The 25,451-nt window shown below is 44.6% G+C and carries 36 protein-coding genes and 1 tRNA gene; 21 read left to right on the top strand and 16 right to left on the bottom strand.

What is annotated here, in order from left to right; genetic code table 11:
• The first annotated feature begins 19 nt into the window (after positions 1–19).
• A complete protein-coding gene (locus VC188_RS05160; RefSeq protein WP_323483237.1) occupies positions 20–424 on the top strand; it encodes a Rap1a/Tai family immunity protein in 405 nt (134 codons plus the stop codon).
• A gap of 17 nt (positions 425–441) precedes the next feature.
• A complete protein-coding gene (locus VC188_RS05155; RefSeq protein ID WP_323483236.1) occupies positions 442–717 on the top strand; it encodes a YMGG-like glycine zipper-containing protein in 276 nt (91 codons plus the stop codon).
• A 59-nt stretch (positions 718–776) separates the two neighbouring features.
• Here VC188_RS05155 and VC188_RS05150 read toward each other — a convergent pair whose 3' ends face one another.
• Complete coding sequence (locus tag VC188_RS05150) at positions 777–1,193, bottom strand: BON domain-containing protein (protein WP_323483235.1); 417 nt, start codon at positions 1,191–1,193, stop codon at positions 777–779.
• Between the two features lie 22 nt (positions 1,194–1,215).
• Positions 1,216–1,371, bottom strand: a complete 156-nt coding sequence (locus VC188_RS05145; RefSeq protein WP_216262427.1) for a DUF3309 domain-containing protein — start codon at positions 1,369–1,371, stop codon at positions 1,216–1,218.
• Positions 1,372–1,546: 175 nt separating this feature from the next.
• On the opposite strand from VC188_RS05145, the gene VC188_RS05140 reads away from it, so the two are divergent.
• Positions 1,547–2,050 (top strand): hypothetical protein, encoded by a 504-nt coding sequence (locus tag VC188_RS05140; RefSeq protein ID WP_323483234.1) that lies wholly within the window; start codon positions 1,547–1,549, stop codon positions 2,048–2,050.
• Positions 2,051–2,057: 7 nt separating this feature from the next.
• On the opposite strand, the gene VC188_RS05135 is transcribed toward VC188_RS05140, so the two are convergent.
• From VC188_RS05135 to VC188_RS05120, 4 genes are all read right to left on the bottom strand, one after another.
• Complete coding sequence (locus tag VC188_RS05135) at positions 2,058–2,744, bottom strand: Crp/Fnr family transcriptional regulator (protein WP_323483233.1); 687 nt, start codon at positions 2,742–2,744, stop codon at positions 2,058–2,060.
• 136 nt (positions 2,745–2,880) lie between these two features.
• Positions 2,881–3,600, bottom strand: coding sequence for a Crp/Fnr family transcriptional regulator (locus VC188_RS05130; RefSeq protein ID WP_323483232.1), 720 nt, complete (start codon positions 3,598–3,600; stop codon positions 2,881–2,883).
• Between the two features lie 190 nt (positions 3,601–3,790).
• Positions 3,791–4,036: a hypothetical protein gene (locus VC188_RS05125; RefSeq protein ID WP_216262419.1), complete on the bottom strand. Its 246-nt coding sequence runs from the start codon at positions 4,034–4,036 to the stop codon at positions 3,791–3,793.
• Positions 4,037–4,213: 177 nt separating this feature from the next.
• Positions 4,214–4,810 (bottom strand): outer membrane protein, encoded by a 597-nt coding sequence (locus VC188_RS05120; protein WP_216262417.1) that lies wholly within the window; start codon positions 4,808–4,810, stop codon positions 4,214–4,216.
• 204 nt (positions 4,811–5,014) lie between these two features.
• On the opposite strand from VC188_RS05120, the gene VC188_RS05115 reads away from it, so the two are divergent.
• Both VC188_RS05115 and VC188_RS05110 read left to right on the top strand, forming a co-directional pair.
• On the top strand, positions 5,015–5,350 hold the full coding sequence (locus VC188_RS05115; protein WP_216262415.1) for a BON domain-containing protein: 336 nt from the start codon (positions 5,015–5,017) through the stop codon (positions 5,348–5,350).
• A gap of 51 nt (positions 5,351–5,401) precedes the next feature.
• Positions 5,402–5,578: a CsbD family protein gene (locus tag VC188_RS05110; RefSeq protein ID WP_323483231.1), complete on the top strand. Its 177-nt coding sequence runs from the start codon at positions 5,402–5,404 to the stop codon at positions 5,576–5,578.
• Positions 5,579–5,662: 84 nt separating this feature from the next.
• Here the strand turns inward: VC188_RS05110 and VC188_RS05105 are convergent, their stop codons facing one another.
• Positions 5,663–6,010 (bottom strand): HNH endonuclease signature motif containing protein, encoded by a 348-nt coding sequence (locus tag VC188_RS05105; protein WP_323483230.1) that lies wholly within the window; start codon positions 6,008–6,010, stop codon positions 5,663–5,665.
• 41 nt (positions 6,011–6,051) lie between these two features.
• On the opposite strand from VC188_RS05105, the gene VC188_RS05100 reads away from it, so the two are divergent.
• The 10 genes from VC188_RS05100 (at position 6,052) to VC188_RS05055 (ending at position 12,753) form a co-directional block, all read left to right on the top strand.
• A complete protein-coding gene (locus tag VC188_RS05100; RefSeq protein WP_215357783.1) occupies positions 6,052–6,321 on the top strand; it encodes a TIGR03643 family protein in 270 nt (89 codons plus the stop codon).
• Positions 6,318–7,865: a cryptochrome/photolyase family protein gene (locus VC188_RS05095; protein ID WP_323483229.1), complete on the top strand. Its 1,548-nt coding sequence runs from the start codon at positions 6,318–6,320 to the stop codon at positions 7,863–7,865. Before VC188_RS05100 ends, VC188_RS05095 begins: the two co-directional genes overlap by 4 nt.
• Before the next feature lie 8 nt (positions 7,866–7,873).
• Positions 7,874–8,026, top strand: coding sequence for a DUF2256 domain-containing protein (locus VC188_RS05090; protein ID WP_215357779.1), 153 nt, complete (start codon positions 7,874–7,876; stop codon positions 8,024–8,026).
• Between the two features lie 100 nt (positions 8,027–8,126).
• Positions 8,127–8,438, top strand: a complete 312-nt coding sequence (locus tag VC188_RS05085; RefSeq protein WP_216262407.1) for a hypothetical protein — start codon at positions 8,127–8,129, stop codon at positions 8,436–8,438.
• 22 nt (positions 8,439–8,460) lie between these two features.
• Entirely contained in the window at positions 8,461–9,069 is a 609-nt protein-coding gene (locus VC188_RS05080) for a glutathione S-transferase (RefSeq protein WP_323483228.1), read from the top strand.
• A 119-nt stretch (positions 9,070–9,188) separates the two neighbouring features.
• Entirely contained in the window at positions 9,189–10,382 is a 1,194-nt protein-coding gene (locus VC188_RS05075) for a CaiB/BaiF CoA-transferase family protein (protein WP_323483227.1), read from the top strand.
• A 10-nt stretch (positions 10,383–10,392) separates the two neighbouring features.
• Positions 10,393–11,328 (top strand): hydroxymethylglutaryl-CoA lyase, encoded by a 936-nt coding sequence (locus VC188_RS05070; protein ID WP_323483226.1) that lies wholly within the window; start codon positions 10,393–10,395, stop codon positions 11,326–11,328.
• A gap of 654 nt (positions 11,329–11,982) precedes the next feature.
• Positions 11,983–12,186 (top strand): cold-shock protein, encoded by a 204-nt coding sequence (locus VC188_RS05065; RefSeq protein WP_215320477.1) that lies wholly within the window; start codon positions 11,983–11,985, stop codon positions 12,184–12,186.
• Positions 12,187–12,271: 85 nt separating this feature from the next.
• Complete coding sequence (gene infA / locus VC188_RS05060) at positions 12,272–12,532, top strand: translation initiation factor IF-1 (protein WP_215320475.1); 261 nt, start codon at positions 12,272–12,274, stop codon at positions 12,530–12,532.
• Between the two features lie 29 nt (positions 12,533–12,561).
• Positions 12,562–12,753: a hypothetical protein gene (locus tag VC188_RS05055; protein ID WP_323483225.1), complete on the top strand. Its 192-nt coding sequence runs from the start codon at positions 12,562–12,564 to the stop codon at positions 12,751–12,753.
• Between the two features lie 33 nt (positions 12,754–12,786).
• Here the strand turns inward: VC188_RS05055 and VC188_RS05050 are convergent, their stop codons facing one another.
• On the bottom strand, positions 12,787–13,488 hold the full coding sequence (locus tag VC188_RS05050) for a haloacid dehalogenase type II (RefSeq protein WP_215320471.1): 702 nt from the start codon (positions 13,486–13,488) through the stop codon (positions 12,787–12,789).
• Between the two features lie 565 nt (positions 13,489–14,053).
• Between VC188_RS05050 and VC188_RS05045 the strand changes: the two genes are divergently transcribed.
• The 3 genes from VC188_RS05045 (at position 14,054) to VC188_RS05035 (ending at position 16,083) form a co-directional block, all read left to right on the top strand.
• Complete coding sequence (locus tag VC188_RS05045; RefSeq protein ID WP_323483224.1) at positions 14,054–14,527, top strand: NYN domain-containing protein; 474 nt, start codon at positions 14,054–14,056, stop codon at positions 14,525–14,527.
• Between the two features lie 404 nt (positions 14,528–14,931).
• Positions 14,932–15,414 (top strand): helix-turn-helix transcriptional regulator, encoded by a 483-nt coding sequence (locus VC188_RS05040; RefSeq protein ID WP_216199471.1) that lies wholly within the window; start codon positions 14,932–14,934, stop codon positions 15,412–15,414.
• 3 nt (positions 15,415–15,417) lie between these two features.
• Positions 15,418–16,083 (top strand): nucleotidyl transferase AbiEii/AbiGii toxin family protein, encoded by a 666-nt coding sequence (locus tag VC188_RS05035; RefSeq protein WP_323483223.1) that lies wholly within the window; start codon positions 15,418–15,420, stop codon positions 16,081–16,083.
• A 100-nt stretch (positions 16,084–16,183) separates the two neighbouring features.
• Here the strand turns inward: VC188_RS05035 and VC188_RS05030 are convergent, their stop codons facing one another.
• The 6 genes from VC188_RS05030 to tsaE all read right to left on the bottom strand — a co-directional run bounded on the left by VC188_RS05030 (position 16,184) and on the right by tsaE (position 19,292).
• On the bottom strand, positions 16,184–16,381 hold the full coding sequence (locus VC188_RS05030; protein ID WP_072583610.1) for a hypothetical protein: 198 nt from the start codon (positions 16,379–16,381) through the stop codon (positions 16,184–16,186).
• A 2-nt stretch (positions 16,382–16,383) separates the two neighbouring features.
• Positions 16,384–16,902 (bottom strand): zeta toxin family protein, encoded by a 519-nt coding sequence (locus VC188_RS05025; protein ID WP_323483222.1) that lies wholly within the window; start codon positions 16,900–16,902, stop codon positions 16,384–16,386.
• The gene (locus VC188_RS05020) at positions 16,899–17,096 is read right to left on the bottom strand and encodes an antitoxin VbhA family protein (protein WP_072583608.1); all 198 of its coding nucleotides are present in this window, start codon (positions 17,094–17,096) and stop codon (positions 16,899–16,901) included. Before VC188_RS05020 ends, VC188_RS05025 begins: the two co-directional genes overlap by 4 nt.
• Before the next feature lie 129 nt (positions 17,097–17,225).
• A tRNA-Lys gene (locus tag VC188_RS05015) sits at positions 17,226–17,301 on the bottom strand.
• 87 nt (positions 17,302–17,388) lie between these two features.
• Entirely contained in the window at positions 17,389–18,735 is a 1,347-nt protein-coding gene (locus VC188_RS05010; RefSeq protein WP_323483221.1) for an N-acetylmuramoyl-L-alanine amidase, read from the bottom strand.
• 14 nt (positions 18,736–18,749) lie between these two features.
• The gene (gene tsaE / locus VC188_RS05005) at positions 18,750–19,292 is read right to left on the bottom strand and encodes a tRNA (adenosine(37)-N6)-threonylcarbamoyltransferase complex ATPase subunit type 1 TsaE (RefSeq protein WP_215320465.1); all 543 of its coding nucleotides are present in this window, start codon (positions 19,290–19,292) and stop codon (positions 18,750–18,752) included.
• Between the two features lie 43 nt (positions 19,293–19,335).
• Here tsaE and queG point away from each other — a divergent pair, with 43 nt between their 5' ends.
• Genes queG through VC188_RS04990 form a run of 3 tightly spaced genes read left to right on the top strand, consistent with a single transcriptional unit; the run spans position 19,336 to position 21,602 of the window.
• Positions 19,336–20,430, top strand: a complete 1,095-nt coding sequence (gene queG, locus VC188_RS05000) for a tRNA epoxyqueuosine(34) reductase QueG (protein WP_323483220.1) — start codon at positions 19,336–19,338, stop codon at positions 20,428–20,430.
• Between the two features lie 27 nt (positions 20,431–20,457).
• The gene (locus tag VC188_RS04995) at positions 20,458–21,243 is read left to right on the top strand and encodes an AzlC family ABC transporter permease (protein ID WP_215320462.1); all 786 of its coding nucleotides are present in this window, start codon (positions 20,458–20,460) and stop codon (positions 21,241–21,243) included.
• Positions 21,240–21,602 (top strand): AzlD domain-containing protein, encoded by a 363-nt coding sequence (locus VC188_RS04990; RefSeq protein WP_323483219.1) that lies wholly within the window; start codon positions 21,240–21,242, stop codon positions 21,600–21,602. The genes VC188_RS04995 and VC188_RS04990 overlap by 4 nt, the downstream gene beginning before the upstream one ends.
• 33 nt (positions 21,603–21,635) lie before the next feature.
• On the opposite strand, the gene VC188_RS04985 is transcribed toward VC188_RS04990, so the two are convergent.
• Positions 21,636–24,713, bottom strand: coding sequence for an FAD-binding and (Fe-S)-binding domain-containing protein (locus VC188_RS04985; RefSeq protein ID WP_323483218.1), 3,078 nt, complete (start codon positions 24,711–24,713; stop codon positions 21,636–21,638).
• The gene (locus VC188_RS04980; RefSeq protein WP_216155774.1) at positions 24,710–25,396 is read right to left on the bottom strand and encodes a GntR family transcriptional regulator; all 687 of its coding nucleotides are present in this window, start codon (positions 25,394–25,396) and stop codon (positions 24,710–24,712) included. The genes VC188_RS04985 and VC188_RS04980 overlap by 4 nt, the downstream gene beginning before the upstream one ends.
• Positions 25,397–25,451 lie beyond the last annotated feature (55 nt).

Genomic DNA, 25,451 nt, shown 5'->3' with positions numbered 1-25,451 from the left:
TAGAAAGAGAAGGTGACTTATGAAAAAAATTGCAATCGTATTGGCAGCTCTATTGACTTGCTCAGGCTTAGCAATGGCTGCAACTGGATCTCCGATGGCGATTAGCACTCAAGAGCTAGCTGGCGTCTGTGGCGATCAATCCACTCCGGAGCCTCAGACTTACTGTGATGTGTATGGTCAAGGTGTTTATGACGAGTATTTGGTAACACGACACCCCAGTAAGGCTCCCGAGTTTATCTGTGTAGTGCAGCCGGCTCCTTCACGTAGGGAAGTGATGAATCAATTTATGGATTGGGTAAAGGCGAATCCCCAGTACAACACTGCACCAGCCGCAGATAGTCTAATGCGTTTTTTGGCGGTGAGATTTCCGTGTAATTCATCTTTAATGTCTCCTGCAAATGCAGTAAACAAAATTATTCGCTAAGCAAAAAGGTAACCAATATGAAAACTACATTAATCGTTTTATCAACCTCAGGCTTGCTAGCATTATCTGCATGCACCGGAATGAGTGATACTCAGCAACGGACGCTATCGGGTGCTGCAATTGGTACAGCTGCAGGTGTTGGTATAGGCGCTCTCACAGGCGGTGGCTTATTGTGGGGTGCAGCTGGCGGTGCCGCAATTGGTGCTGTTGGTGGTTACGCTTATGATCAGTACGAAAAAGATAAGGCGAAGAATCCCCCTAAGCCTAAATCAACCAAATCTACAGTGAACTAAATATTCTCAGTAGACAAAGTAAAAAAGCCGCTTAACGCGGCTTTTTTATTGGTACAAAGTTACTTTGAAATTACCAGCTTATTGTTAACGGATTTAACGCCTTCAATTTGTTTGGTTACGCTCGCTGCCTGAACTCTGTTTTCTTGAGTGTCAGCAGACCCTGTGAGGGTAACTACGCCATCCTTAGTAACAACCGTAATTTTTAGTGACTGCATTCCAGGTTCATTTAGCAGTGCAGCCTTTGTCTTGGCAGTAATTTCAGTGTCGTCCATAGCTTTGCCAGCAATCTTGCCCTGCTTACTTACAGAGTCATTGGCTTTTTCAGCGGCATTGGAGGTTGAGGTTGAGACATTTTCTACTGCCTGGTCTATTTTCTTGCCAGCTGTTTCTGCTGTCCCTGGTTTATCGCAAGCCACTAACCCGGACACAATCATCATCGAGGCAAAAATCGCTTTAAAGCTGTTATCAATTTTCATTTTATTTCTTTCTTAAAAAGTATTAAATACGGCCGGTCAAAATTAAAATAATGAGGATCACTAAAACTAGACCTAAACCACCGCTTGGTGCGTAACCCCAGTTCTTGCTGTGGGGCCAAGCCGGTATAGCGCCGATGAGCATCAAGATCAAAATGACTAAAACAATGGTTCCTAGCATGGAGAGCTCCTTGGTAAATTGCTACCTACCAATCTACTGAATTAATCTGCGCATGACTGTTCGGTATCAGACCTATAGACATTTTTTTATAAATTGAATGATGCGTTCGGTATCGAACAAAGAATATATTTAGCCTTGAAGTAGGATAAATTTTCGATAGATGTCTTACTAACCAATGCTCAAGATTCCGGTTTTAGTACTTTCCTTGGCGATCACGCTTGGAGCAAGCTCGAGCTGCTTTAGCCAATCATATGGCCCAATAGAAGTCATCACTCCTGCTCAGAAAAATACTCTATGGATTAATCCGGGAATCTATTCATATCACTTTGATCAGAACAGGGATTTCAATTCTGTCAATTACGGCTTGGGATTGGAATATCAATTCTCTACAGTGGCTTCAATAACCGTTGGCACTTATCGCAATAGCTATTACCAAAAATCCAATTATGTGGGCGCCTACTGGATGCCATTGGCTGTAGGTCCCTTTCATTTGGGGATGGTAGCCGGAGGATTTAATGGCTACTCCAATACTCAGAATGGCGGCTGGTTTCCGGCCATCCTTCCTGTAGTTTCAATCGAAGGTGAGCGGGTCGGACTTAATCTCATTGTTATCCCCTCTATTGCAGATCGAGTCGCAGGATCTCTTTCATTTCAACTGAAGGTCAAAGTCTTTGATTGATTCTAGGTTAGCCAATAAACGTAGAGTAGATCTTCCGATTCTGTAGATAGCAGCTACAAGATGCTGCCATCAAAGCGGGGCGATTAAGAATTTGCATTTCGCCTCGCCGATATTCAATTAACCCATTCCTTCTAAATTCTGCAGCCGCGGTAGTAATACCAACACGCCTTACTCCTAACATGAGGGAGATGAACTCATGGGTCATCAGGAAGGTTGTGGATTGGGCGCGGTCTTCACTCATTAAGAGCCACTTTGCTAGTCGAGGACCTATCTCATGAAAGTGTTCACAAGCAGCTGATAGGCTTAACTGCTTAATTCGCACAGCCATATACGAGAGAATGATGTTCTTTAGCTCTATATGAGTCTTAATGATTTCTAGGAAATCATTTTTTTCAAGCCTCCAAGAATTGCCGGAGCCTTGAACTAGGGCGCCAAAAAGATTATTTTGGATGTCTAAGGCAATCTCTGCGCCCAACACGCCCTCTCTGCCAATCATGCCAATCTCTAGAGGGGGATGTTGATCCAGGCTCTGAACTAGTGATATGAAGCCGTCTACTGGAAAGTGAATGTATTCAATGGGTTCATCTACAACACAGATAATTTTGGATAGGGTAAGGTCAATGAGCTCACCCTTGTAAAAAATTAACTCTTGAATCTGCTTTGGTAGTAATTCTATTAAGCTATTCTTATTCATCAGTCTTAACCCCGGGGTTGATTGCGCAACCCTTGCTCGGGCAATAGGGTCCAAATGAATTAAGTAATAACTATCCCAAATTCAGTTTCCAGAAATGGGAATCCTTTGTCTGTCTGATAACGAACTATAAATTGATCTAAATTGCCAACTTACTTGGAAGTAGTCGCTCATATTCAGTTTTGACAACTTGATAGCACTCACAAGTGCGTTTCTCAAGTCCCGCACGATCTAGGATAGTGATGTGTCCGCGAGAGTACTGAATCAGTCCAGCTTTTTGAACCTTGACGGCTGCTTCAGTAACACCTTCCCTGCGAACCCCCAGCATATTGGCAATCAGTTCTTGAGTCATGTTTAATTGATTGCTAGTTAAACGGTCCAAACTCAAGAGCAGCCATCGACAAAACTGCTGATCTAGAGTGTGATGACGATTACAGACAGCAGTTTGAGACATCTGCGTAATTAATGCCTGGGTATAGCGCAACAATAAATGCATTACCGGCCCAGAGCGATTAAATTCTTCTAGAAAAACACTGGATTTAATTCGATAACCATTTCCTGCGCTTTGAACAATGGCTCTGCTAGAAGTGGATTCACCACCCATAAAAATAGAGATCCCCACAATACCTTCGTTGCCAACAATAGCTATCTCTGCAGAAGAGCCATTTTCAAGTGCATAGAGGAGTGAAACAATTGCGCTAGTCGGAAAGTAGACGTGACTCATCTTTGTTCCGGGCTCATACAATACTTTCCCCAACGGTAATTCAACCTGCTCGATATGGGGAAGCAGTCTTGCCCACTCACTTTCGGGAATGGAGTGAAAAAGGTAATTTTGATCTTTGAGAGCTTTAGTTTCCATACAATTACCTATCTTTTGATCGTCAGCTTTAGACAGCTTCAATGTATTGGCTGGAATGATTAGAGTATGTACGATAGCGTACATATGATGAGCTTACACGATAAAAAACCCACCAAATGAACTGGTGGGCCTAGATTTCTAAATTTAGACGAATTCTTAAAAATTCCCCTCAATTTATTTCAGAAATCGTTTACTTCACTGCTGGTGCTGCAGCAGCAGTTTTTTTGCATGCAATGTCACTATGTTCTTGAGCTTGAATAGTGTGACCTTGAGCAACGGCTGCGTGGTAACCAGCGTGCTTTGCATCACCAGCTTCAACATGTTTAGCTGCTTCTTTGTGGGCCAATGAAGCAGCGTCACAATGTTCTGCTGCTTTAACGTGGTTATGGTGAGCATTAGTTGTATCAGCAGCGTGCGTTTTTGTATCAGTTGTCATGTATATCTCCAAAGAATTTGAATAGAGAGTTCTCTAGTCATGTAAGTAAATAACTCACAGGTCACTCTACGATCAACAATGTAATAGGGTGAGTCTGTTGGCGAACATAGTAGAAAAAAAGCCACCGAATAATTCGAGTGGCTTTTAAACTTCTAAAGTAGAAATAGTATTTCCAAATTAGAACTTATACCCTAGGCCAATCGTAGCAATTGTCGTGCTAGGTTTAAAAGTGACACCAGAGACAGTCGATGAAGAATATTTCACTTGCTGTCCTTCGACCTTCAGATAAATATTTTTATCTAATAAGGTTTCAATACCAATGCCATAACCAATACCGTTCAAATTGCTTGTACCGGTATAGCCGTTGTTATTTAAAGTCCCTGACATACGGTTGTAGCCAAGCAATGCATAAATCATATTGCTGGTACCTAGAACATATCCAGGTTTGAAGTTAATGCTGTAATGCTTCTTACCAACCAGGTTTGCGCTGCCATCAGAACCACCTTTAGTATCGGCTAAATCGTATGTACCAGTTAATCCCAGTGCAACTTCTTTGGTAAGACCAAATGCATAACCAGCATCAATAGTCGGTACAACCGATTGTTGCCCCATGTTTGCGGAACGGGTGCCAGATAGGTCAGTGCTGCCGCCAACGGAGCTTACGCTGACGCCAATAGATGGGCCTTCAAATGGATTGGTCTGTGCGTTGTTTTGAGCCATTGTAGCTGTAGCTGAGATGGAAAAAAGTGCTGCTACTAGTAATTTCTTTTGCATATATATACCTATAGAGAAGTGAGAACTATAGGGACTATAGGACTTGAATCTGTAAACCTTAGTCTGCTGCCGCACACAGTAAAAAATATTCCTTATGTCTGATATCGAACGTGGATACAGGATTATTTCCTTTAGCCTAAATTCGTACCTAAGCAATCACTAGATGATTTGTTGGGCCAATAAAACCATCATTGAAAGAATTTTATGAACCTAATTCAAAAAATTACAGTACTACTATTTTCTGGAGTGTTAATTTCTCTAACCGCTTGCGCTGCTTCGGACACCAAGGAAAGCACAGGGCAGTATGTCGACAATAGTGTCCTTACAGCAAAAGTTAAAACAGCCATTTTTAATGAGCCAACACTGAAGTCTTCCGAGATTACCGTGCAGAGCTTTAAGGGCGAAGTTCAGTTAAGTGGCTTTGTTAGCAGTATTGAGCAAACCAATAAGGCCGTAGATATTGCCAAAACTATTCCTGGGGTTACCTCAGTCAAAAATGATATGAGGGTTAAAGGTAGCAATAACCCATTTTATAAATAATGAATTCAGTTTTTTGTAGTTCCGTTGTTCAACCATATCAAAGGATTTACCATGAATAAAGATCAAGTAAAAGGCCGTGTAGAGACTGTAAAGGGTGCAATTAAAGAGGCCGCAGGAAACCTGGTGGGAAATAAATCGCTGGAGACTGAGGGTGTGGTTCAGCAAGTGGTTGGGAAAGTTCAATCTAACCTAGGTGATGCAAAATCAGAGTTGAAAAGTAAACTCTAAATTCTGCTTCGGACATCTGTATTGTCCGGAGTTTGGCTAGAAGATAGCGTCCAGTAGTTTATGGGCGCTATTTTTTATCTCATTTTAAGTGGGTCTGATTCGACTACTTTTGCGTGTTTTTTCGTAGAAGGCGTCTGGCTTACCTTCTACCCATTGAATAAATTTCTTCATCTCCAGATGTTCTCTCAGAATCTGGGCATGATGGTATTGCTGGGCTAACTCAGATTCGGTAAACAAGGCATGTATTTGCTTATGGCAAATGCGATGAAGATATTCGGTCCTCTTCCCACCCTTAGATTTGGGGATAAGGTGGTGGGCATCCTTCTGGGAATCTGGGATGGGTCGATCACAGATAGGGCAAATGATTGCCGCCGGCTTTTGTATGGCCGGAATCTCTTGAGAAATCAGTTTTTGACGAATTTTTCCAATCATGGGCTCAAGCTAGTTTATTGAATAAGTCTTAAACTTGCAGAGTGCCAAAACCAGCCCCCAAGACCCTCGCAGAACCCGATTTATCTCGCCTTATTGAAATGGCTTGGGAGGATCGCACGCCATTTGATGCGATTGAGAAAACCTTTGGCCTGGGTGAGCCCCAGGTCATAGCCATTATGCGTAAAGAGCTGAAACGCAGCTCCTTTGAGCTTTGGCGCAAGCGGGTAACTGGACGAGCCACAAAACATAGTGCTTTACGCAATGAAGATGTGACTCGAGCCTATTGCCCCACTCAATACAAAAATAAATGAAGCAGCAAACCGCGGAGCCTAAGCGCTTAGTTCTGATTTTAGGAGATCAGCTCGATTTGCAAAGCGCTGCATTACGAGGCTTTGATCCTCAAGCAGATGAAATCATCATGATTGAGTCGGCCAATGAGGCTCAGTATGTTTGGTCACACAAAGCCAAAATTGCTTTATTTCTCTCGGCAATGCGTCACTTTGCAGTTGAGCTGAAAAAGCTGGAATACCCGCTGACTTACGTTCAAGGCTCGCCTCTGCCTATTGTCGAGGTTCTCAAAGAGCATATTCTGCAAAAGAAGGTAAAGCATTTAGTTTGTATCGAACCCGGCGAATGGCGTCTCAAGCAGGTGATTGAGGCGTTAGCAAAAGAGCTCAATATTGAGCTGGAGATGCTTGAGGATGAGCATTTCTATTGCTCGCGCCAAGAGTTTGTGGAGTGGACGGCAAATAAGAAAGAACTCAGGCTGGAGTACTTTTACCGCCTAATGCGTAAGAAGCACCATGTGTTGATAGACGCTGAAGGTAACCCCGAGGGTGGTCAGTGGAACTTCGATCAAGATAATCGCAAGCCCTATCCGAAAAAGGGGCCTGGCATCATCGATGCTCCTGCGGCGTTTGAAGTGGATGTGATTACCAAAGAAGTATTGGCATTCGTTGCAAAGACTTACCCAGATCATCCTGGATCTCTGGAGTCATTTAACTGGCCTGTTACCAGAAACCAGGCTCTCCAAGCTCTTGAGTATTTTGTCGAATACCGCCTCAGAAATTTTGGTGTGTATCAAGATGCTATGTGGACTGATACCCCCTTTGGATGGCACTCTATTTTGTCGAGCGCATTAAACCTAAAGCTAGTAAATCCTCGCGAGGTGATTGATGCGGTCATCATTGCATGGAAAAAGTATGCTTTAGATCTATCAACAATCGAGGGCTTCATTCGGCAAATATTAGGCTGGCGTGAATTTGTCCGGGGCATGTATTACCTTGATATGCCAAAGATGGCACAAGATAACTACTATCAACACCAGCGCCCATTACCCAAATGGTATTGGACTGGGCAGACCCAGATGGCCTGTATGCAAGATGCTATTGGTCAAACACTGCAATATGGTTATGCGCACCATATTCAGCGTTTAATGGTGACCGGAAACTTTGCACTTCTAGCTGAAATTCTGCCTCAAGAAGTGTGTGACTGGTATCTGGCGATTTACGTAGATGCGATTGAGTGGGTGGAGCTGCCTAATACGGCTGGAATGGCCTTATTTGCGAATGGCGGACGGTTTACCAGTAAGCCTTATATCGCCAGTGGCGCATACATCAAACGCATGAGTAATTATTGTGGCTCATGTAAATACAAACCTGAGATACGTTATGGCGAAGAGTCATGCCCCGTCACAACTTTGTATTGGAACTTCTTGATCAAGCATCGCGCTCAATTTGAAGCGAGTCCGCGAACTAAGTTAATGACGGCCAACCTCAAAAGAATTAGTGATGAAGATCAAAAAGAAATTGTGCTGCATGCCCAAAAGATTCTGAATCAGCTCGACGCGCTATAAAAATACTCATGAAGACAACGTTTAAGGGAAACAAAAGCGCTCTCCCAAGTAAGATTTGTGTTGTCTGCAAAAAAGAAATGACTTGGAGAAAATCCTGGGCCAAAAATTGGGAATCAGTCAAATACTGCTCTGATGCTTGTAGGAAGAAAAAACTCCCTTAAGACCTGCTTACAAAAGTATTTAATTTGATAGCGTCAACCCACCTTAAGGCTGATCCGTTATGTAGGAAAGGGCTTAATGCCTTTATGAATGGGGGTCTATATGAAAAAAATACTAATATGCCTGCTTACAGGAGTCATGCTTGCGGGGGTGGCCACATCAGCCAGCGCTCATGGTGGTAGGGGTTGGTATGGTGGCTATGGCGGATGGCGTGGCGGTTGGGCGCCTTTTGCGGTTGGCGCGGTGGCCGGAGTTGCTGTTGCTAATGCATACTACAGGCCTCCGCGCGTCTATTACGCCCCACAATATGTTTATCCACCGCAACCCCAAACTGCTGCCTATTGCCCTGAAAATGGACTGTACTATCCGCAGACACAGGCCTGCCCAAGTGGCTGGCAACGGGTGACCTATTAGTTGCTGGGAGTAAAGTGCTTGCATGACGCCCACTTTGTATTCTTATCGGAGATGTCCCTATGCCATGCGGGCCCGCATGGCATTGAAGTATGCGGGTATTCAGGTTGAGCACCGGGAGATTGAGTTGCGAAATAAACCGCAATCAATGTTGCAGCTCTCTCCTAAGGGAACGGTCCCTGTTTTACGGATTGATGATCACGTATTAGATCAAAGCCTAGATATCTTGCGCTGGGCATTACAACAGTCTGACCCGCATGGGTGGAGGGAGGTTGATGAGTCTATTGCCAATTCTTGGGTTGAAAAAAATGATGGCCCATTTAAGACTCTATTGGATCAATACAAATACCCTAATCGATTCCCAGAGCTAGAGCCAGAAGCAGTGCTCGATGAAGCATTGCAAGTCATGTTGATTCCTATGGAGCAGACGCTGCAAAACTTCCAATACCTAATGGGAGGCAGATTAACTTGGGTGGATGTGGCTATCTTCCCATTCATCAGGCAGTTTTCAATGGTTGACTCCAAAAGGTTTGAGCAACTCCCTATACCCGCAGTCAAAAAATGGCTCAATCAGCAGCTTGAATCTGAATTATTCGATTCAGTGATGCAAAAACATCCCACCTGGAAAGATTGAGTAACACCCACCATAAAAAGAGCTATGTTTTAGGCTAAGAAAATGGACTTTTATTAGATCAATTGCTGATTGATTTAAAGTACCCACTTAGGGCACAAAAGCATATTTCAGGGGATTTTATGGAGCCATTATCAAAGTTAAAAGTCGTGGAGATGGGGCAACTCATTGCCGGACCATTTGCCGCTAAGACCTTGGCTGATTTTGGTGCTGATGTTATCAAGATCGAACCACCCAAAGAGGGCGATGCATTGCGCAAGTGGCGCCTTCTTAAGGATGGCACTTCAGTCTGGTGGCAAGTGCAGTCACGCAATAAGAAATCACTTTCCCTGGATTTAAGAAAATCAGAAGCTCAAGATATTGTCAGGACACTGGTAAAAGAGGCGGATGTATTAATCGAAAACTTTCGTCCTGGAACATTGGAGGGCTGGGGTCTTGATCCAGAAAAATTACTTCAACTCAATCCTAAATTAATTGTTCTTCGTATCAGCGGTTATGGTCAAACTGGTCCATACAGAGATAAACCGGGATTTGGTGTGGTTGCAGAAGCTATGGGCGGTTTGCGACATCTCACTGCTGAACCTGGCAGGGTGCCGGTGCGGGTTGGTATCAGCATCGGCGACACTTTAGCGTCTTTGCATGGTGTGATTGGTATCTTGCTAGCTCTGCAAGAGCGCCATAACAGTGGCAAGGGTCAGATTATTGATATTGCGTTGTATGAAGCAGTCTTTAATTGCATGGAAAGCCTTTTGCCTGAATACAGCGCATTTGGTGAGGTACGCCAAGCGGCTGGTAGCGCTTTGCCTGGTATTGCCCCAACCAATGCCTATCAGTGCGCTGATGGTGGCTATGTATTGGTTGCTGGCAATGGCGATAGCATCTTCAAGCGCCTGATGACAGTGATTGGGCGTGAAGATTTAGGCAATGATCCTCAGCTAGAAAACAATGACGGTCGCGTCAAACGAGTCGCTGAGCTTGATCAAGCTATCGGCGAGTGGGCTAAAACAGTCATTACCACCAAAGCATTAGAGGTGTTAGATTCTGTATCCGTACCAGCGGGAAAAATTTATACGGTTGCTGATATTGCAAACGATCCACACTACAAAGCCCGAGAAAATATTCAAACGATTCAGATGCAAGATGGCACAAAGTTGGATGTGCCGGGCGTGATTCCGAAGTTATCACGCACACCGGGATCCATTAAGACTCTTGCGCCTGATATTGGACAAAATACCGATGAAATACTCAAAAGCATTGGTTTGAGTGATGATCAGGTCGCCTCTTTAAAAGAGCGCGGCATTGCATTTTCTAAATAAAGATTAAACCATGACTAGAATTTATTTCAATGATGTTGTAATGCGGGACGGTTTCCAGATTGAGCCCAATTTTGTACCAACAGACGATAAAGTAAAGCTGGTTGATGAGCTTAGTGAGTGCGGCTTTGCCAAAATTGAAGTGACCTCATTTACTTCGCCTAAGGCGATTCCGATGCTACGAGATGCCGAGGAAGTGATGGGGCGTATTAAGCGTGTGCCTGGAGTGGAGTACACCGTCTTAGTCCCCAATTTAAGAGGTGCCGAGCGCGCTTTGGAATCTAAGGCTGATGAATTTAATCTCGTGATGTCGACTTCAGAGACTCACAACTTAGCCAACCTACGAATGGGTCGAGAAAAAAGTTTTACTGGATTGGCTGAAGTAATTAAGTGCGTTAATGGCAGAACACCCATTAATGTTTCCTTATCCACCAGTTTTGGCTGCCCCATGGAAGGGGAGGTTTCTCAAACGGTGGTTAAAGGGTTCGCTAAACGTTTTGCAGACCTCGGTGTAAGAGGTGTAACAATCTGCGACACCACAGGCATGGCAAATCCTGACCAAGTAAAGAGAATGTGCGATACATTGCAGAAGCAATTCCCAAATCTACAGCTGACGTTGCACTTCCATAACACTAGAGGCATGGGCTTAGCCAATGTCTTAGCTGCAGTACAGTCCGGTATTGTTCGTTTTGACGGTTCATTGGGTGGCCTGGGCGGATGCCCGTATGCACCAGGTGCAAGTGGCAATATTTCTAGCGAGGATGCGATTCATATGCTTGATGCGATGGGTTATGACACCGGCATGAATATTCCCAAGCTAATACAGCTGGCAAGAGAATTGCCAAAGATTGTGGGGCACGAGGTCCCTGGGCAGGTGGCAAAGGCCGGCACTACCCATGCATTGCACCCTGAGCCAGATTACGTTAATGAATTACGCCGTGCTCAATAAAATCTAGATCAGAAGACAAGCAGGATTGACCATTTAGATCATTTTGTATTTGAAGGCTAGGGCATGCGCCAGATCTAAAAAAAGATCTTAATGCTGCTAATACACTATCAGCTGTCATGGCAAGAAGGCGGGCATATATGATGGAGTATCACTCTGACCGATCAAACCCTTCGGATGCTATAGATCCCGATATGACAGGGGGATATCCATCTGTCGATGATGTTGAAAATCTTGGGCGCATGTAGGGGGGGGTCGGGATTCTACTGTGATAGCTAGTTCAATGAAATAAATGAAATACACTTCCTAGGAATTTGACCTCAAAAGAAGCAGCTACCCGAAGGTGGGCTTGTATAACTAGTGGGTCTGGGGAGATTGGCTGCGCCGAAACTACGTTTTCGAGCTCGGGCCCAACGGATTGCCAAGCCACTTTTAACGGTATCTAGGGCTGTTATAAAGGTGATTTGTTGGTAAATAGTCTTTTGTTACTAAAGTAGAGTAAAATACATTTAACGATTTTCAAGCTAATAGTGTTGTTGTACTAGTAATTAATACCGCAGTTCTGCGATAGTTCTTCTTAGCATCTCCCCCGCCATTCTTGACTTTCGCCTCATTTGGGGCTTAGCCCCTTTTATATTTTTTAAGGAATAGTCAGATATGGCAAACGGAATTGTGAAATGGTTTAACGACGCTAAAGGCTTCGGCTTTATTACCCCTGAACTCGGTGGCGAAGATTTATTTGCCCATTTTTCAGCAATTAATAGCAACGGATTTAAGACATTGGCTGAAGGTCAAAAAGTGACTTTTGATATTACTACTGGCCCTAAAGGCAAGTTAGCATCCAATATTCAACCTGTTTAAATCAGCAGTAAATGCCAGGCGGAAATTATTTGCCTGGTCCAAAGCCCAGCATGACTGGGCTTTTTATTTTTATTAAGGATGTTAAATGGCAAAAGAAGAATTGCTTGAAATGGAAGGTCTTGTTGATGAAATTTTGCCAGACTCTCGTTATCGGATTACTTTAGATAATGGCCATAAGCTTATTGCCTATACAGCGGGAAAAATGAAAAAAAATCACATCCGTATATTGGCAGGAGATAAGGTTTCTTTAGAAATCTCTACTTATGACTTGAGCAAAGGCCGCATTACATTTAGACATCTTGAGAAGAAGCAATCTTTCGCTGGTGCGCCGAAGAGGCGATATTGATAGCTTTGAAGTTTAAAACTGCAAGTTAAATGAATGTTTGCAAAGAATCTCAGGCTCTGGTCGATGCTGCCCCAGGCAAGCAAGAAATAGTAAAACCACCTTCGGGTGGTTTTTCTTTAATCGCCTATTGCCACCATAAGTTACCGACACATTCCAAACAAGCAAAAGATGGATTAAAAGATGTCCTCATTATGATCAACAGTATTCAAGCTACTCACTAAAATCTGCCTGATGTCTATTGCAATAATTGGGTATCAGCAGTGCAATTGAGTTGCAAGGTCCGTAAGATCTTTGGCATGGTAAGTGGTAAATTCTTCACGATGCAAGTCTTGCCTTGAGAAGTTAGGGCCAAACTCTAGCGGTCTTTCAATGAAGGCCGTTTGAAGCCCGCAGGCATTTGCTGCCAGAAGATCATCTTTGTGAGCTGCCACAAGCATCACTTGTTCGGGGAGGACATTGAAAATCTCCGCGACACCTAAATAAGTTTCTGGATCAGGCTTGTAGTGACGAAATACTTCTGCTGAAAGAATTAAGTCCCAAGGAAGTCCTGCATTCTTAGCCATATCTGCAAGTAGGCCGAGATTTCCATTGGATAAGGTAACGATAGTAAATTTACTTTTTAATCTTGTCAGCCCTTCGACTGTATCTAGCCAGGGATTGAGGCGATGCCAAACTAGATTTAATTCTTGTACTTGTGATTCCGACAACGAGGTAATGTTGAATGTCTTCAATATGTCATCAAGGATCATACGATGCAAATCATCAATCTTTGTCCATGGCAGAGTTCCAGAGCGCACCTTGGCCATTGCTGGTTTATAACCATTACGCCATGCGGTAGCGAATTCATCTGCATCAACTGGCAGGCTGAGTCTTTTGGCTTCGGCCGCGATTGATCCATGCCAGTCAACCACTGTTCCAAAGACATCAAAGGCTAGTATTTTGGGATCTGTACTCATTTTTAAAGTTCTTTTTGGGTTGGTATGTAGTGGAAAGGAGCCCCTCTTATTGGATATTAGCGGAATTCCAAATAAAAAACTCCCGAACTTTCATTCTTAGGCTTCATATCACTTGTGGGTCGGGCGAGATTCGAACTCGCGACCAACGGATTAAAAGAAGTCGTGGCTCTTCAAAACCCTATGTAAATCAATGCATAGCAAGCGCCTAAAAGAAGTGTGCGATTGAGTGTGCGATTAATTGGATTTATAGATACCGTTGTGTCAATGATTAAAAAGCCTAAGGGGTATTGTTTTGGACTCCAATTAGCACTATCATTACTTCACTACTACCCTGATGGTTTCGACTGTCAGGTGCAGGGCCTCTTCGGAGGCCCTTGCTTTTTCTAAAGAGGGTTTTGAGTGGCCAAATCTAAATTAAGAACTATTGTCTATATTGATGGTTTCAATTTCTACTATGGGCAATTAAAAGATAGTCGTCATAAATGGCTGAATTTAACCAAGCTGTTCAAGACGGTCTTGGGGTGAAGAAAATGAGCTAGTTAAGATCAAATATTTTACAGCTCGGGTGCAACCAACAGAGCGTGACCCACAAGTCAATATTCGTCAAGACACTTACTTTCGAGCGTTGGAAGTATATTGCCCAGAAGTTGAAACTCATTTTGGCCATTTCTTGCGTCATAAAGTATTTGCTGAGAATGCTAATCCACCACCAAATAAAATTGAAATTTTTAAGACTGAAGAAAAAGGTTCTGATGTTAACTTGGCTTTACATGTCTTAAATGATGCTTGGGCTAATGCTTATGATTGTGCTGTTATCGTTTCAAATGACTCTGACTTAGCGACGGCTTTGCAGTTAGTGAAAGAGCAACATAAGAAAGTGATTGGCCTCGTAACTCCTGGTGCGCCTAAGCGTAAGCCCTCATGGCAGCTAAAGAAGTATGCTAATTTCTTCATTCCAATTCGGCAGTGGGCCTTAGAGCAAAGTCTTTTGCCGGATGCTATACCAAACGCTGAGATTACTAAGCCAAAGAGCTGGTAAAAATTCACTCTCCCGCTTATTTTTAAGTGTCTTACATTAGGGCGCCTAGCCTCACATATCCACTGATTGTGGTCTAATAAATAGCTAATTGCTCCAAGTGGACACCAACATATTCCATTTGCCCAAAAGAAAAGGGACCACATTTCTGTGATCCCTTCGTATAACTGGTGGGTCGAGCGAGATTCAAACTCGCGAGCAACGGATTAAAAGAAGTTATGTCTCTTCAAAAACCTATATAGCGTATGGCTTTGAGCGACCAAAAAATGCGTGTGCGATTGACTGTACGATTGCTTTTTTGGTGCATGGCTCTAATTCTCGTTTTTATATCAAGTCTAGGGCAATAATAGTTCGACCCCAATAAAAAATTGTGTAATATATTACACAATTTATGCTATAGTGAACTTATGAACTTACGCGAAATTGGTCTCAAAGTCGGGCAGCGTCGGACTGATCTGGGTTTATCCCAGGAGCGGTTGGCAAAACTATGCGGACTATCAAGGTCAACTATCCATCATCTAGAAAAAGGTAGTTTGAATGATTTGGGCGCAGCTAAATTGCTGTCCTTGTTATCGCTCCTAGGGCTAGATGTAATTACACAAGAGCACAGCAAAAAGCATCATGGCTTAGATATGGCCAGTAAGACAGCCAGCGTTAGTTATAAGACTAAATTACAAAGTGGTGATTTATCTCATTCGTTGGCCTGTGGAGATCTGCCTGAAAGTATTTATCCTCATGTGGCAACGCTATTGGATGAGGCGCCACTAGAAATTATTGTGTCTGCAGTTGAGGAGGCCGCCAAAAATAATCACGTTGCACCCAAAGTGATTTGGAAGAATATTAATCGGTGGGCGCATGAGATGCATTCTCTCAGATCGGCTTGGACTTAATTCATGAATAATATTATTGAACGTGAACTTCCCGAAGGTGTGTGGAGAGATTTACTCCCGCATGCGCTTTCTATTATTGAAGATATTAAAAATCACGGAACGCCCGATCCATTTTGGACTTTTGGTGGCGGCACGGTATTGATGTTTCGTTATCAGCATCGGCTTAGTAAGGACATTGATATCTTTGTTCCAGATCCACAGTACTTAGGTTTTGTCACGCCACGCTTAAGTGATGTGGCTGCAGCGGTGAGCACAGACTACGTTGAAGATCAGAGCTCTTACGTGAAGTTAATTCGTCAAGAAGGGGAAATCGATTTTGTGGCATCCCCAAATCTCACTGATACACCTTTTGAAATATGGAATATTGGCGGCCAGCAGATTCGGGTAGAAACTGCTGCAGAGATTGTGGCAAAAAAATTGTGGCACCGAGGTGATAGGGCCACTGCTCGTGATTTATTTGATCTGTCATTAATTATTGAGCGAGAACCCGAAGCCTTAGTAAAAGCTGCCAAGTTCTTGCGAAAGAATGCTGAGCCATTTATTAGTCAGATATCTAGCAGGGGGGCAGTATTAAAAGCACAGTTCTCTGAAATAGATGTACTTAATTACAGGCCAAGTTATGACGAAGCGGCGCAGAGGGCGGTCACATTCCTAGGCTCACTTAAGTGAGGGTGATTTATAGGATCGCAGGTAATAAAAAAGCCCTGCAGAGCAAGGCTTAGTAATGCTTGGTGGGTCGGGCGAGATTCGAACTCGCGACCAACGGTGTTTAGGCCGTAAGTTGCCGCTGCTTAATGAGTTCTGCGGCAGGGATCCGCACTATCTTGCCATCAACGGTAGTTACGATTGCAGTATTGGTTTGAATTGCCAAGTCTATTGCAGCTTGTCCAGCACGTTGCATGGCGTAGTAGGATCCAGCAATATCAGGATCTGATGAATTACGTATATCTTTGCTTGGAATAGTCATGGTTAACCTTGGTCTGTTTGCTCGGGCGGAGTTTTATCTCCATCTAACAATATCCATGATTTTACAACTTTTTGATATTTGGGCAAATTCTCGAGGCCACCGGTATATCGCCTACGAATGACTTCTTCAGGGATGTTGTGCCCTCCCTGTGCCACCCTCTCTTTTACACGTGAAATAGCTAACTCAGAGGAACTTAGTGCAATAAACCAGAGTTTGATGACGTACCCCAGATCTTTCCACTCCTGAATACGTTGCAGATAATGTGTGCCGGATAGAGTAGTTTCAAAGGCAAAGCTTTCGCCTGATTTGGTGTACTCATCTAATTCGTTTAGCATCAATCGAGCTGCTTTGAATGAAACAGACTCTGGGTTAAATGGCGCTAAACCAGCGGCTATGAGATCAGCATTAACAAAGCGAAAAGTATGCGCTTCTTGTGGCAAGAAGTTCTTGGCAAAGGTAGTTTTACCGGCTCCATTGGGTCCGGCAATTATGATAATTTTTTTATTTAAATTGACCGTCATTTGGTTGTGCTCTTAATATAACTTTGCTTAGTTTGTTCTATTAATTGGGCGATACTTTTTTTGCCGTTTATATAGTCAGTAAGTTTTTGTTCAAACTGCGTTGCTAGGGCGATGCCTTCAATTCGAGCAGAGGCAATGGCGTTGCAAACGATGTTTTGGCGAAGCTGATGTGTTGTGACAATCTTTGCTGGCATTTCGCTATTTTATTGGATTTGGATTGGATTCCCTAGCCAATAAATGACCCTAAAACAGGCTAAAAAGGACAGTTTTAAAAGATATCGCTGGCAATAAAAAAGCCCCGCAGAAGCGAGGCTTAGTATTGCTGGTGGGTCGGGCGAGATTCGAACTCGCGACCAACGGATTAAAAGTCCGCTGCTCTACCGACTGAGCTACCGACCCAGTTAAGCCATAAATTATAGCAAGAAGTTTGTTTGCCATCCTCAGGTCTGCGGGGGCTGCCCCTCAACCCTTGTACTTACAAGTGACTTATGAATTTATCCGTCTGGCAACCGGTGGATTTTTGGAAAAATAGTCCTTAATTCCCTTCAAAATCGCCTCTGCAATTCGGTCCTGATAGCCATCATCGTTTAATCGGGCTTCTTCCTGCGGATTGCTAATAAAAGCGGTCTCAACCAAGATTGAGGGGATGTCTGGAGCCTTCAAAACAGCAAAGCTGGCTTGTTCTACCTTGCCTTTGTGTAAAGGTGCAAATCCACCAATTTGCCTCAAGATGGAGTTGCCCACCTGTAAGGAGTCTTTAATCTGGGCGGTAGTCGACATATCTAATAGCAAGTTAGCAACCTGCCTGTCTTGAGTCTTGATGTTAATGCCGCCAATCAAGTCGGAAGCATTTTCTTTATTGGCCATCCATCTGGCAGCAGTACTACTGGCTCCCATTTGGGAAAGTGCAAATACGGATGCACCTTTGGCATTTCTTTCAATGAAAGCATCAGCATGAATGGATACAAATAAATCTGCTTCAACACGTCTGGCTTTTTGAACTCTGACATGCAGTGGTACAAAGTAATCGCCATCTCTAGTTAAGAAAGGGCGCATATAGGCTTCGCCTTCAATCTTGTCTTTGAGTCTTTTGGCAATGGCGAGTACGACATTCTTTTCTCGTGAGCCTGCTGCGCCAATAGCGCCAGGATCTTCGCCGCCATGGCCAGGATCAATCGCAATCGTGATCAGGCGTTTGTACTTAGCGGGTGCTGGCAATTCCTTTGGGTCTGGAATAGCTTGCGCAACTGGTACTGCTGGAGTTTTAGCCAGCTCTTTTTCTTTCTTGTTGGCGAACTGTGCAATGAGATCCACCTCTTCATTGGATTTTTCCAGGGCGCTTTCTTTCTTGGCGCTACTTCTCACTAAAGCCATTAATGGATCTGGTGGCGTAGTGGGGTAGAGGTCAAACACCATGCGGTAGTTGTACTCACCAATGGGATCAAGCGTAAAGAGTTGCGGCTTGATCGGTTCTTTTAAATCAAACACCAAACGCACAACCCCCGGTTGAAACTGCCCAACCCGAACTTGCGAGATATACGGATCATTTGGCTTTACTTTAGCTACCAAATCTTTAAGAGTCGGATTTAGCTCTAATCCCTGTACATCAACTACCAAGCGATCTGGGTTCGTCAAAATCTGCTGCGTAATCGGGAGCGGCTTATCAGATTCCAGGGTAACGCGAGTGTAGTCCTCAGAAGGCCAGACACGCACACCTAATATCTTGGCACCCCAAGCAATATCAAGCTCAGTCAGCAAAAGAGCAAAGCTTAAGAACTTCGCAGAAGTCTTGAGGTGTTGCCTTCTGGAGAGATTGATTTTTTGATTACTCATTAACTGCTTAGCTATTACCGAGACGCTTGTATGTCATCAACCAAGGTTTTACCTTGCGCAGATAAAACATTGATTGTGATGATGCGCTCATTTTCATCCGCACCAGCAGCTAACTGAATCTGAATATCAAATGCAGGCAAAGTGCCCTCTGCTTTTTCTGGCCACTCAATTAAGCAAATACCCGGGACATCAAAATGCTCTGCAAATCCCGCTTCTTGCCATTCCAGGGGATCACGCATGCGATACAAATCAAAGTGATGAACAGTGATTGCTTGCTCTTTTAATTGCAGCGGATAAGGCTCGCACAAAGTATAGGTAGGACTCTTTACTTTGCCCTCGTGACCTAGCGCCTGGATGAGGTATCTCGCAAAGGTCGTTTTGCCAGCACCAAGATCACCCTCTAGAGAGATGTTTAAATGGGAACCTGGCTGATTAGTCAGAAAGTGCTCAAAACTGGCAGCCAGATGCTTAGCAAGAGAGGCGGTATCGGCTTCCTGCCTACAATAGAGATCTATTGCAGTGAGCGGAATTGCTGTGGTTGCCTGTGTTTGAGCCATTCCCCTAGTTTATTCAATTATTGCGCTACATTCTGTATTCGATATGCCTTTATCTACTAGTCCTCAATCTTTAGATGAGTCCAATCTACGTGATTGGCTTGGGGAGCAGGCTGCATCCTTAGGATTTGATGGCTTACGCATTACCGACACTCATTTGGGGCCTGCAACAGAACGTTTGCAGGAATGGCTGGCTGAGGGTCGTCACGGTCATATGGAATACATGCAACGCCATGCTGAATTACGCTCCAATCCCGAGCTCTTAGTTCCCGGTACCGTGCGCGTCATCTGTGTGTCCATGAATTACCTTCCGCCCGAAACTGATTTCGATACTGAGTGGCAACGCTTGGAAGATCCCACTCAAGCAGTGGTCTCGATGTATGCCAGAGGGCGTGATTATCACAAGGTACTTCGTAATCGTTTGCAAGAATTTGCCCTACTCATTGAAGAGCGCATTGGTAAATTAGGTTATCGCGTGTTCACAGACTCGGCTCCGCTGATGGAAGTAGAGTTGGCACGTAAGGCGGGTTTAGGTTGGCGCGGCAAACACACGCTCTTACTGAATCGAGAATCTGGCTCGACATTCTTTTTGGGTGAGATCTTGGTGGATGTACCACTTCCATTGGATCAAGAGATTGAAGAGCATTGCGGTACCTGTACCTCTTGTATCGATATTTGCCCTACTCAAGCCATTACTGCGCCGTATCAATTAGACGCACGTAGATGTATCTCTTATCTCACTATTGAAAATCCTGAAGCCATACCAGTTGAATTTAGAAGTGCGATGGGTAATCGTGTGTATGGCTGTGATGATTGCCAACTGATTTGCCCATGGAATAAATTTGCTAAACGCACTGAGTTACCAGACTTTGCCAGACGCCATGGCTTGGGGCAGGCATCCCTTTTGCACCTGTGGTCCTGGACTGAAGCGGAATTTGAGCGGCGACATGAAGGCAGTGCCATTCGCAGAATTGGTTATAGCCGCTGGCGTCGTAATTTGGCTGTAGCAATGGGTAATGGGCTAGCAAGTAATCAGGTAGTCGAAGCTGATAAGTCAGCCATACGCGCAGCTTTAAGTGAGGCACTTGCCCAAGCTGATGCTCTAGTAGCTGAGCATATTAAATGGGCCCTGAAGGCTTAGAAGTCCTACAAAGCTTACAATTAAGTCATGTCATCCGCAGACCAGCCCTATATTGATCCTAGCGAAATCGCGCTAGAAGAGTCTGCGGCAGAGCGCTTTAAAAATTCACGCGATGCGTTTTGGTCTGGTATCCGGGATGCAGCGGGCGCTCCAGCAATGGTGCTCTTTGCTGGCATGGTGGGCTTCGGAGCAATGGGTAAAACCAACGGCTTTGATGTTTGGTTTACGACCTTTACTTCCTTCTTTATGTTTGCATTACCGGGGCAGGTGGTCTTGCTCGAGATGGCTACTACCGGCTCATCTGTTGTGGCTATCGCTTTGGCTGTCACGCTGACATCCACGCGCTTCATTACGATGACGGTGACACTCTTTCCTCAGTTCCACCAAAAAGATCGCAATCGCAGTCTATATGCTTCTGTTCATCTATTAGCGATGACAGCATGGGCTATCTCCATGCGCGAGTTTCATGCGATTGAAGTGAAGCATCGCCTTAGCTATTTTGTTGGCTTGGGATTGCTATGCTGGTTGATTTCTATTCCGGGAACCATTCTGGGTTTTTACCTGGCGGGTATGGTGCCCAAACCAGTCACCTTAGGATTGGTATTTATTAATCCCTTGTTTTTCTTACTGACATTTACTGAAGTAAAGCCTTGGATTAACCGTATTGCGATTTGCTTAGGTTGTATCTTTGGCCCCATCTTCTTCATAGTTGATCGCGATACCAGCCTATTAACCGCAGGATTAGTCTCCGGAACCATCGCCTACTTTATTGACCGTAAGTTCTTGCGCAAAAAATCTGGGGTGCTTGGATGATAGACACAATCAACGCCATGACTAACGCCCTCTCTGGATGGGGTTTGTGGATTGCCTTAGTGGGCGCCTGTCTGGGTACCTACTTCTGTCGTGCGATCGGTGTATTGCTATCGCAAAGCATCAACCAAGATAGCGAGATCTTCCGCTGGCTGGCTGCTGTGACCTATGCGATGGTTGCTGCTTTAACTATTCGTTTGATTGTGATGCCGCTCGGCCTGATGGCAACCGTACCTTTGTGGATACGAGCGCTGATTTGTGCTTTAGCTATCGGCGTGATGATCTCTAAACCCACCAAGCGTTTGGTTCCTGCCTTGCTGACAGGAACTTTGCTAATGGTGGGTTATGGCGTCATTCGTTAAATAAAAATACGCCGCTCCATTCTCTTTTTTCTCCTATAGATGCGCCGCCAAAATTCTGGCAATATGCACAGCCTCTCGTTGGGTGCCATCGGCAATTTGATGGCGACAACTAGTGCCATCGGCTACCACCCAACTGTCTGGTGATTTCCGAATACTAGGCAAAAGACTAGCTTCTGCCATTTGCTTAGACACTTCAATGTGCTCGGCTTCATAGCCAAAACTACCGGCCATACCGCAGCAAGAAGATTCAATCAATTTAGGCTCTGCATTAGGAATGAGCTTGAGTAATTCTATTGCAGGGGTCACTGCAGCAAATGACTTCTGATGGCAGTGACCATGAAAAAGCACTGACTTATCGGCCGCTTTGAGATTCAATTTGAGCTTGCCTGCTCGTACTTCGCTAGATAAAAACTCTTCGAGTAATTGCGCTTGCTTAGAAACACTTATTGCTTTGTCACCAAAACCCATCACCAAGGCTTCATCCTTCAAGGTAAATAAGCAGGAAGGCTCTAAACCAATGATTGGGATGTCCTTAGCTGCGTATGGCGCGAGGTGATCAACCAATTCACCGAGAGTGGCTTTTGCCTTATCGACCATGCCTGCAGCTAAATAGGTTCTGCCACAGCAAAATTCTTTAGAGCAGCCATTTTCATTGTTATTAGCTTGCTTTGTTTTATTTGTTTGACTCTTGTGCGGAATATGCACGCGATAGCCAGCAGCATTGAGTACTTTTAATGCCGCTTGGAGATTTTCATCTTCAAAGTAGGCGTTAAAGGTATCTGCCAACAGAACTATGCCTTTGCCATCAGAGTTGCTAGCAAGCTGCTCTGGTGTGTACTCATAAGAGTTTGCTGCTTTCTGATTCCAGAAGGTCTTGCTTTTCCAGCTCGGCAAGCTTCTTTGTGCAGAAATACCCATGACCCACTCTTGGAGTGTTGCAATAGGTTTAATGTGATTGCGCAAGTTGAGTAATGCTGGCAAGAATGGAATAGCGCTAATCGTATGGGCGTATTTAGGTAAATAGGCAACCGCTAAATCCCGTAACGAGTGTCCAACACGTTTCTTATAGGCGGAGAGGAACTCAATCTTCATCTTCGCCATGTCTACGCCAGTAGGGCATTCGCGACGACAAGCCTTACAGCTCACACATAGCTCCATCACCTCTTTAATCGCATCGCTACCGAGCGGTGAGGCCTCATCTTTGATGTCGAGTTGATTCGAAAGCGCTAGACGCAAGGTATTTGCTCTACCACGGGTGAGGTGTTTCTCATCACGCGTTACGCGATAGCTAGGGCACATCACTTCAGCATCAAACTTGCGGCAGTGGCCATTGTTATTACACATCTCCACTGCTTTAGCTAAGCCCATGGCTGGGTCACCGCCTGTGCCAGGGGCAGTAGTTGCTTCTGTAATAGCATCGTTTTGCACATTCCAAGCAGACCAATCTAATACAGGCTGTAGAGGAATGACTTTGTAACTTGGTGGAAATCTAAAGTTGCTCGCATCATCCATCTTAGGTGGATTAATGATCTTGCCTGGATTAAATAATCCCTTTGGATCAAAAGCGTGTTTGATTTGTGCGAGGGCTTCAGTGATCTTGGGGCCAAACTGCCAAGAGATCCATTCGCCACGACAGAGGCCATCGCCATGCTCACCACTATAAGCGCCTTTGTATTTTCGTACCAAGGCGGAAGCTTCTTCAGCAACCGCACGCATCTTCTGAGCGCCATCTCTGCGCATATCCAAAATAGGGCGTACGTGTAAGGTGCCCACAGAGGCATGGGCATACCAAGTGCCACGTGAGCCATATTTAGAAAACACTTCTGTTAAGGCTTGGGTGTATTCGGCCAAACTCTCCAGGGGAACGGCGCAGTCTTCAATAAAGCTCACCGGCTTGCCGTCACCCTTGAGACTCATCATGATGTTGAGGCCCGCTTTGCGCACTTCCCATAAGTTCTTTTGCAAAGAAGCATCAGGCATGGGTACAACAGATCCTGGCAAACCTAAATCACTCATGAGTTCTTGTAAGGCTTTTAGCTTCTCAAGTAATGGTGCATGAGTCCCACCAGAAAACTCTACCAACAAGATGGCTTCCGGAGTCTGGGCTGTGTGATCAATTAAGGCGGTTTCAATGGTTTTCTTAAAGCTGGGATTGCTACGCGCTAAATCAATCATGGTGCGATCAACCAGCTCAACAGCAGTTGGACCTAACTTCACAATATGCTGAGCACTATCCATAGCTTTATAAAAGCTAGCAAAGTTCACAATACCCAGCACCTTATGTTGTGGCAAAGGCGCGAGCTTGAGTTTGAGGGACTTAAAGTACCCAAGGGTGCCTTCGCTACCAACTAAAAGGTGCGCAAGGTTGACGCTGCCATCTTGGGTGTAAGGTAATTCACTTTGAGGGTGGAAGATATCGAGGTTATATCCTGCAACACGGCGCAACACCTTAGGAAAGCGTGCTTCGATTTCTGGTTGGAGAGTGGTGGCTAGGTTTTTAACAAAACCACCCAACTGCTTTGCCGCACCAGTACTGCTTGCGTAATCGCTAAAGTTAGCAACTCTGCCGTCTGCTAACCAAGCATCAATACCTAAAACGTTATGCACCATATTGCCGTAAGCGATTGAGCGGCTACCACAAGAGTTATTTCCGGCCATACCGCCAATCGTCGCTTGTCCAGCAGTAGAAACGTCCACTGGATACCAAAGACCGTGTTGTTTGAGTGAGCCATTGAGATGGTCTAGGACAATGCCTGGTTCAACTTCAACATAACCGTGATCCAGATTGAGATCTAAAACATTTCTGAAGTATTTGGTGTTATCAATAACTAGTGCTGCGCCAGTAGTTTGACCGCACTGACTAGTACCGCCTCCACGCGGTAGAACGGGTACACCCATCTCCGCTGCAATCTGAATCGCGCTAGCAATATCTTGTGCAGTCTTCGGCACAAAGACTGCAACCGGCATGGCTTGATAGATTGAGGCATCGGTTGCATAGCGGCCACGACTGGCGCTATCAGTCATCACCTCACCTGAAGTCTCCTTGCGAAGACGTGCCGCTAAAGCCGCTTGATCAACCATGAGTTCTTTAAGATCTAAGGGTTTGTTCATGATTTGGCGGATTCTAACGGGGATTCTGATTGGAGTAATTGAGCAACCACATCGCGTTTATTTCTGACGTGCTGGATCATGATTTTGCGCATGCGGACACCATCTCTTGCCTTAAGGGCATCGAGCATTTCTTGATGTTCTTCCACAGCCTTTTCCCACTTAACGCCATCTTGATTGGAACGAAAGCGTAATGCTTCAATGCGCGCATTGACTTGCGTAAAGAGTTTGGAGAGAACAGGATTGTTTGCCGCCTGATTAATCAAGTGATGAATACGTAAATTGAGTTTGTAATAACTCGATAAATCTCGGCGCGCATAGGAGGCCATCATTTCATATTGGAGGGCTTCTAATTCAGAGAGGGTGGCATCGCTAATATTGTTGGCAGCCAATTCTCCAGAAAATCCCTCGAGGTCTGCAATGACATCAAACGTATTTAAAACATCTGCAAGGCTGAGTTGCACAGCAATCGCACCACGATTGGCGATCAGCTCTACCAAACCTTCGGCTGCTAGACGGCGAATCGCCTCCCGAATGGGTGTGCGGGAGACGTTGAGGCTCTCAGCCAGTTCACGTTCATTCAATTTGCTGCCAGGGGCAATCTTGCCCTCAACCAAGAGGGATCTCAGCTTCTCGAAAGTCGCTTCATGCAAATTTTGTGAATTTGGCTGTTCTATTGCGGTCATGGATCAACCCTTAGTTAAGCTATTGGCTTATTAATTTGTATACAAAATAAGAATA

It is taken from the genome of Polynucleobacter sp. MG-28-Ekke-A2 (genome assembly GCF_035012985.1).
Classification (GTDB): Bacteria; Pseudomonadota; Gammaproteobacteria; order Burkholderiales; family Burkholderiaceae; genus Polynucleobacter.
The sequence above is the reverse complement of the archived record's forward strand: the minus strand, read 5'-3'. Positions and strand labels throughout refer to the sequence as shown.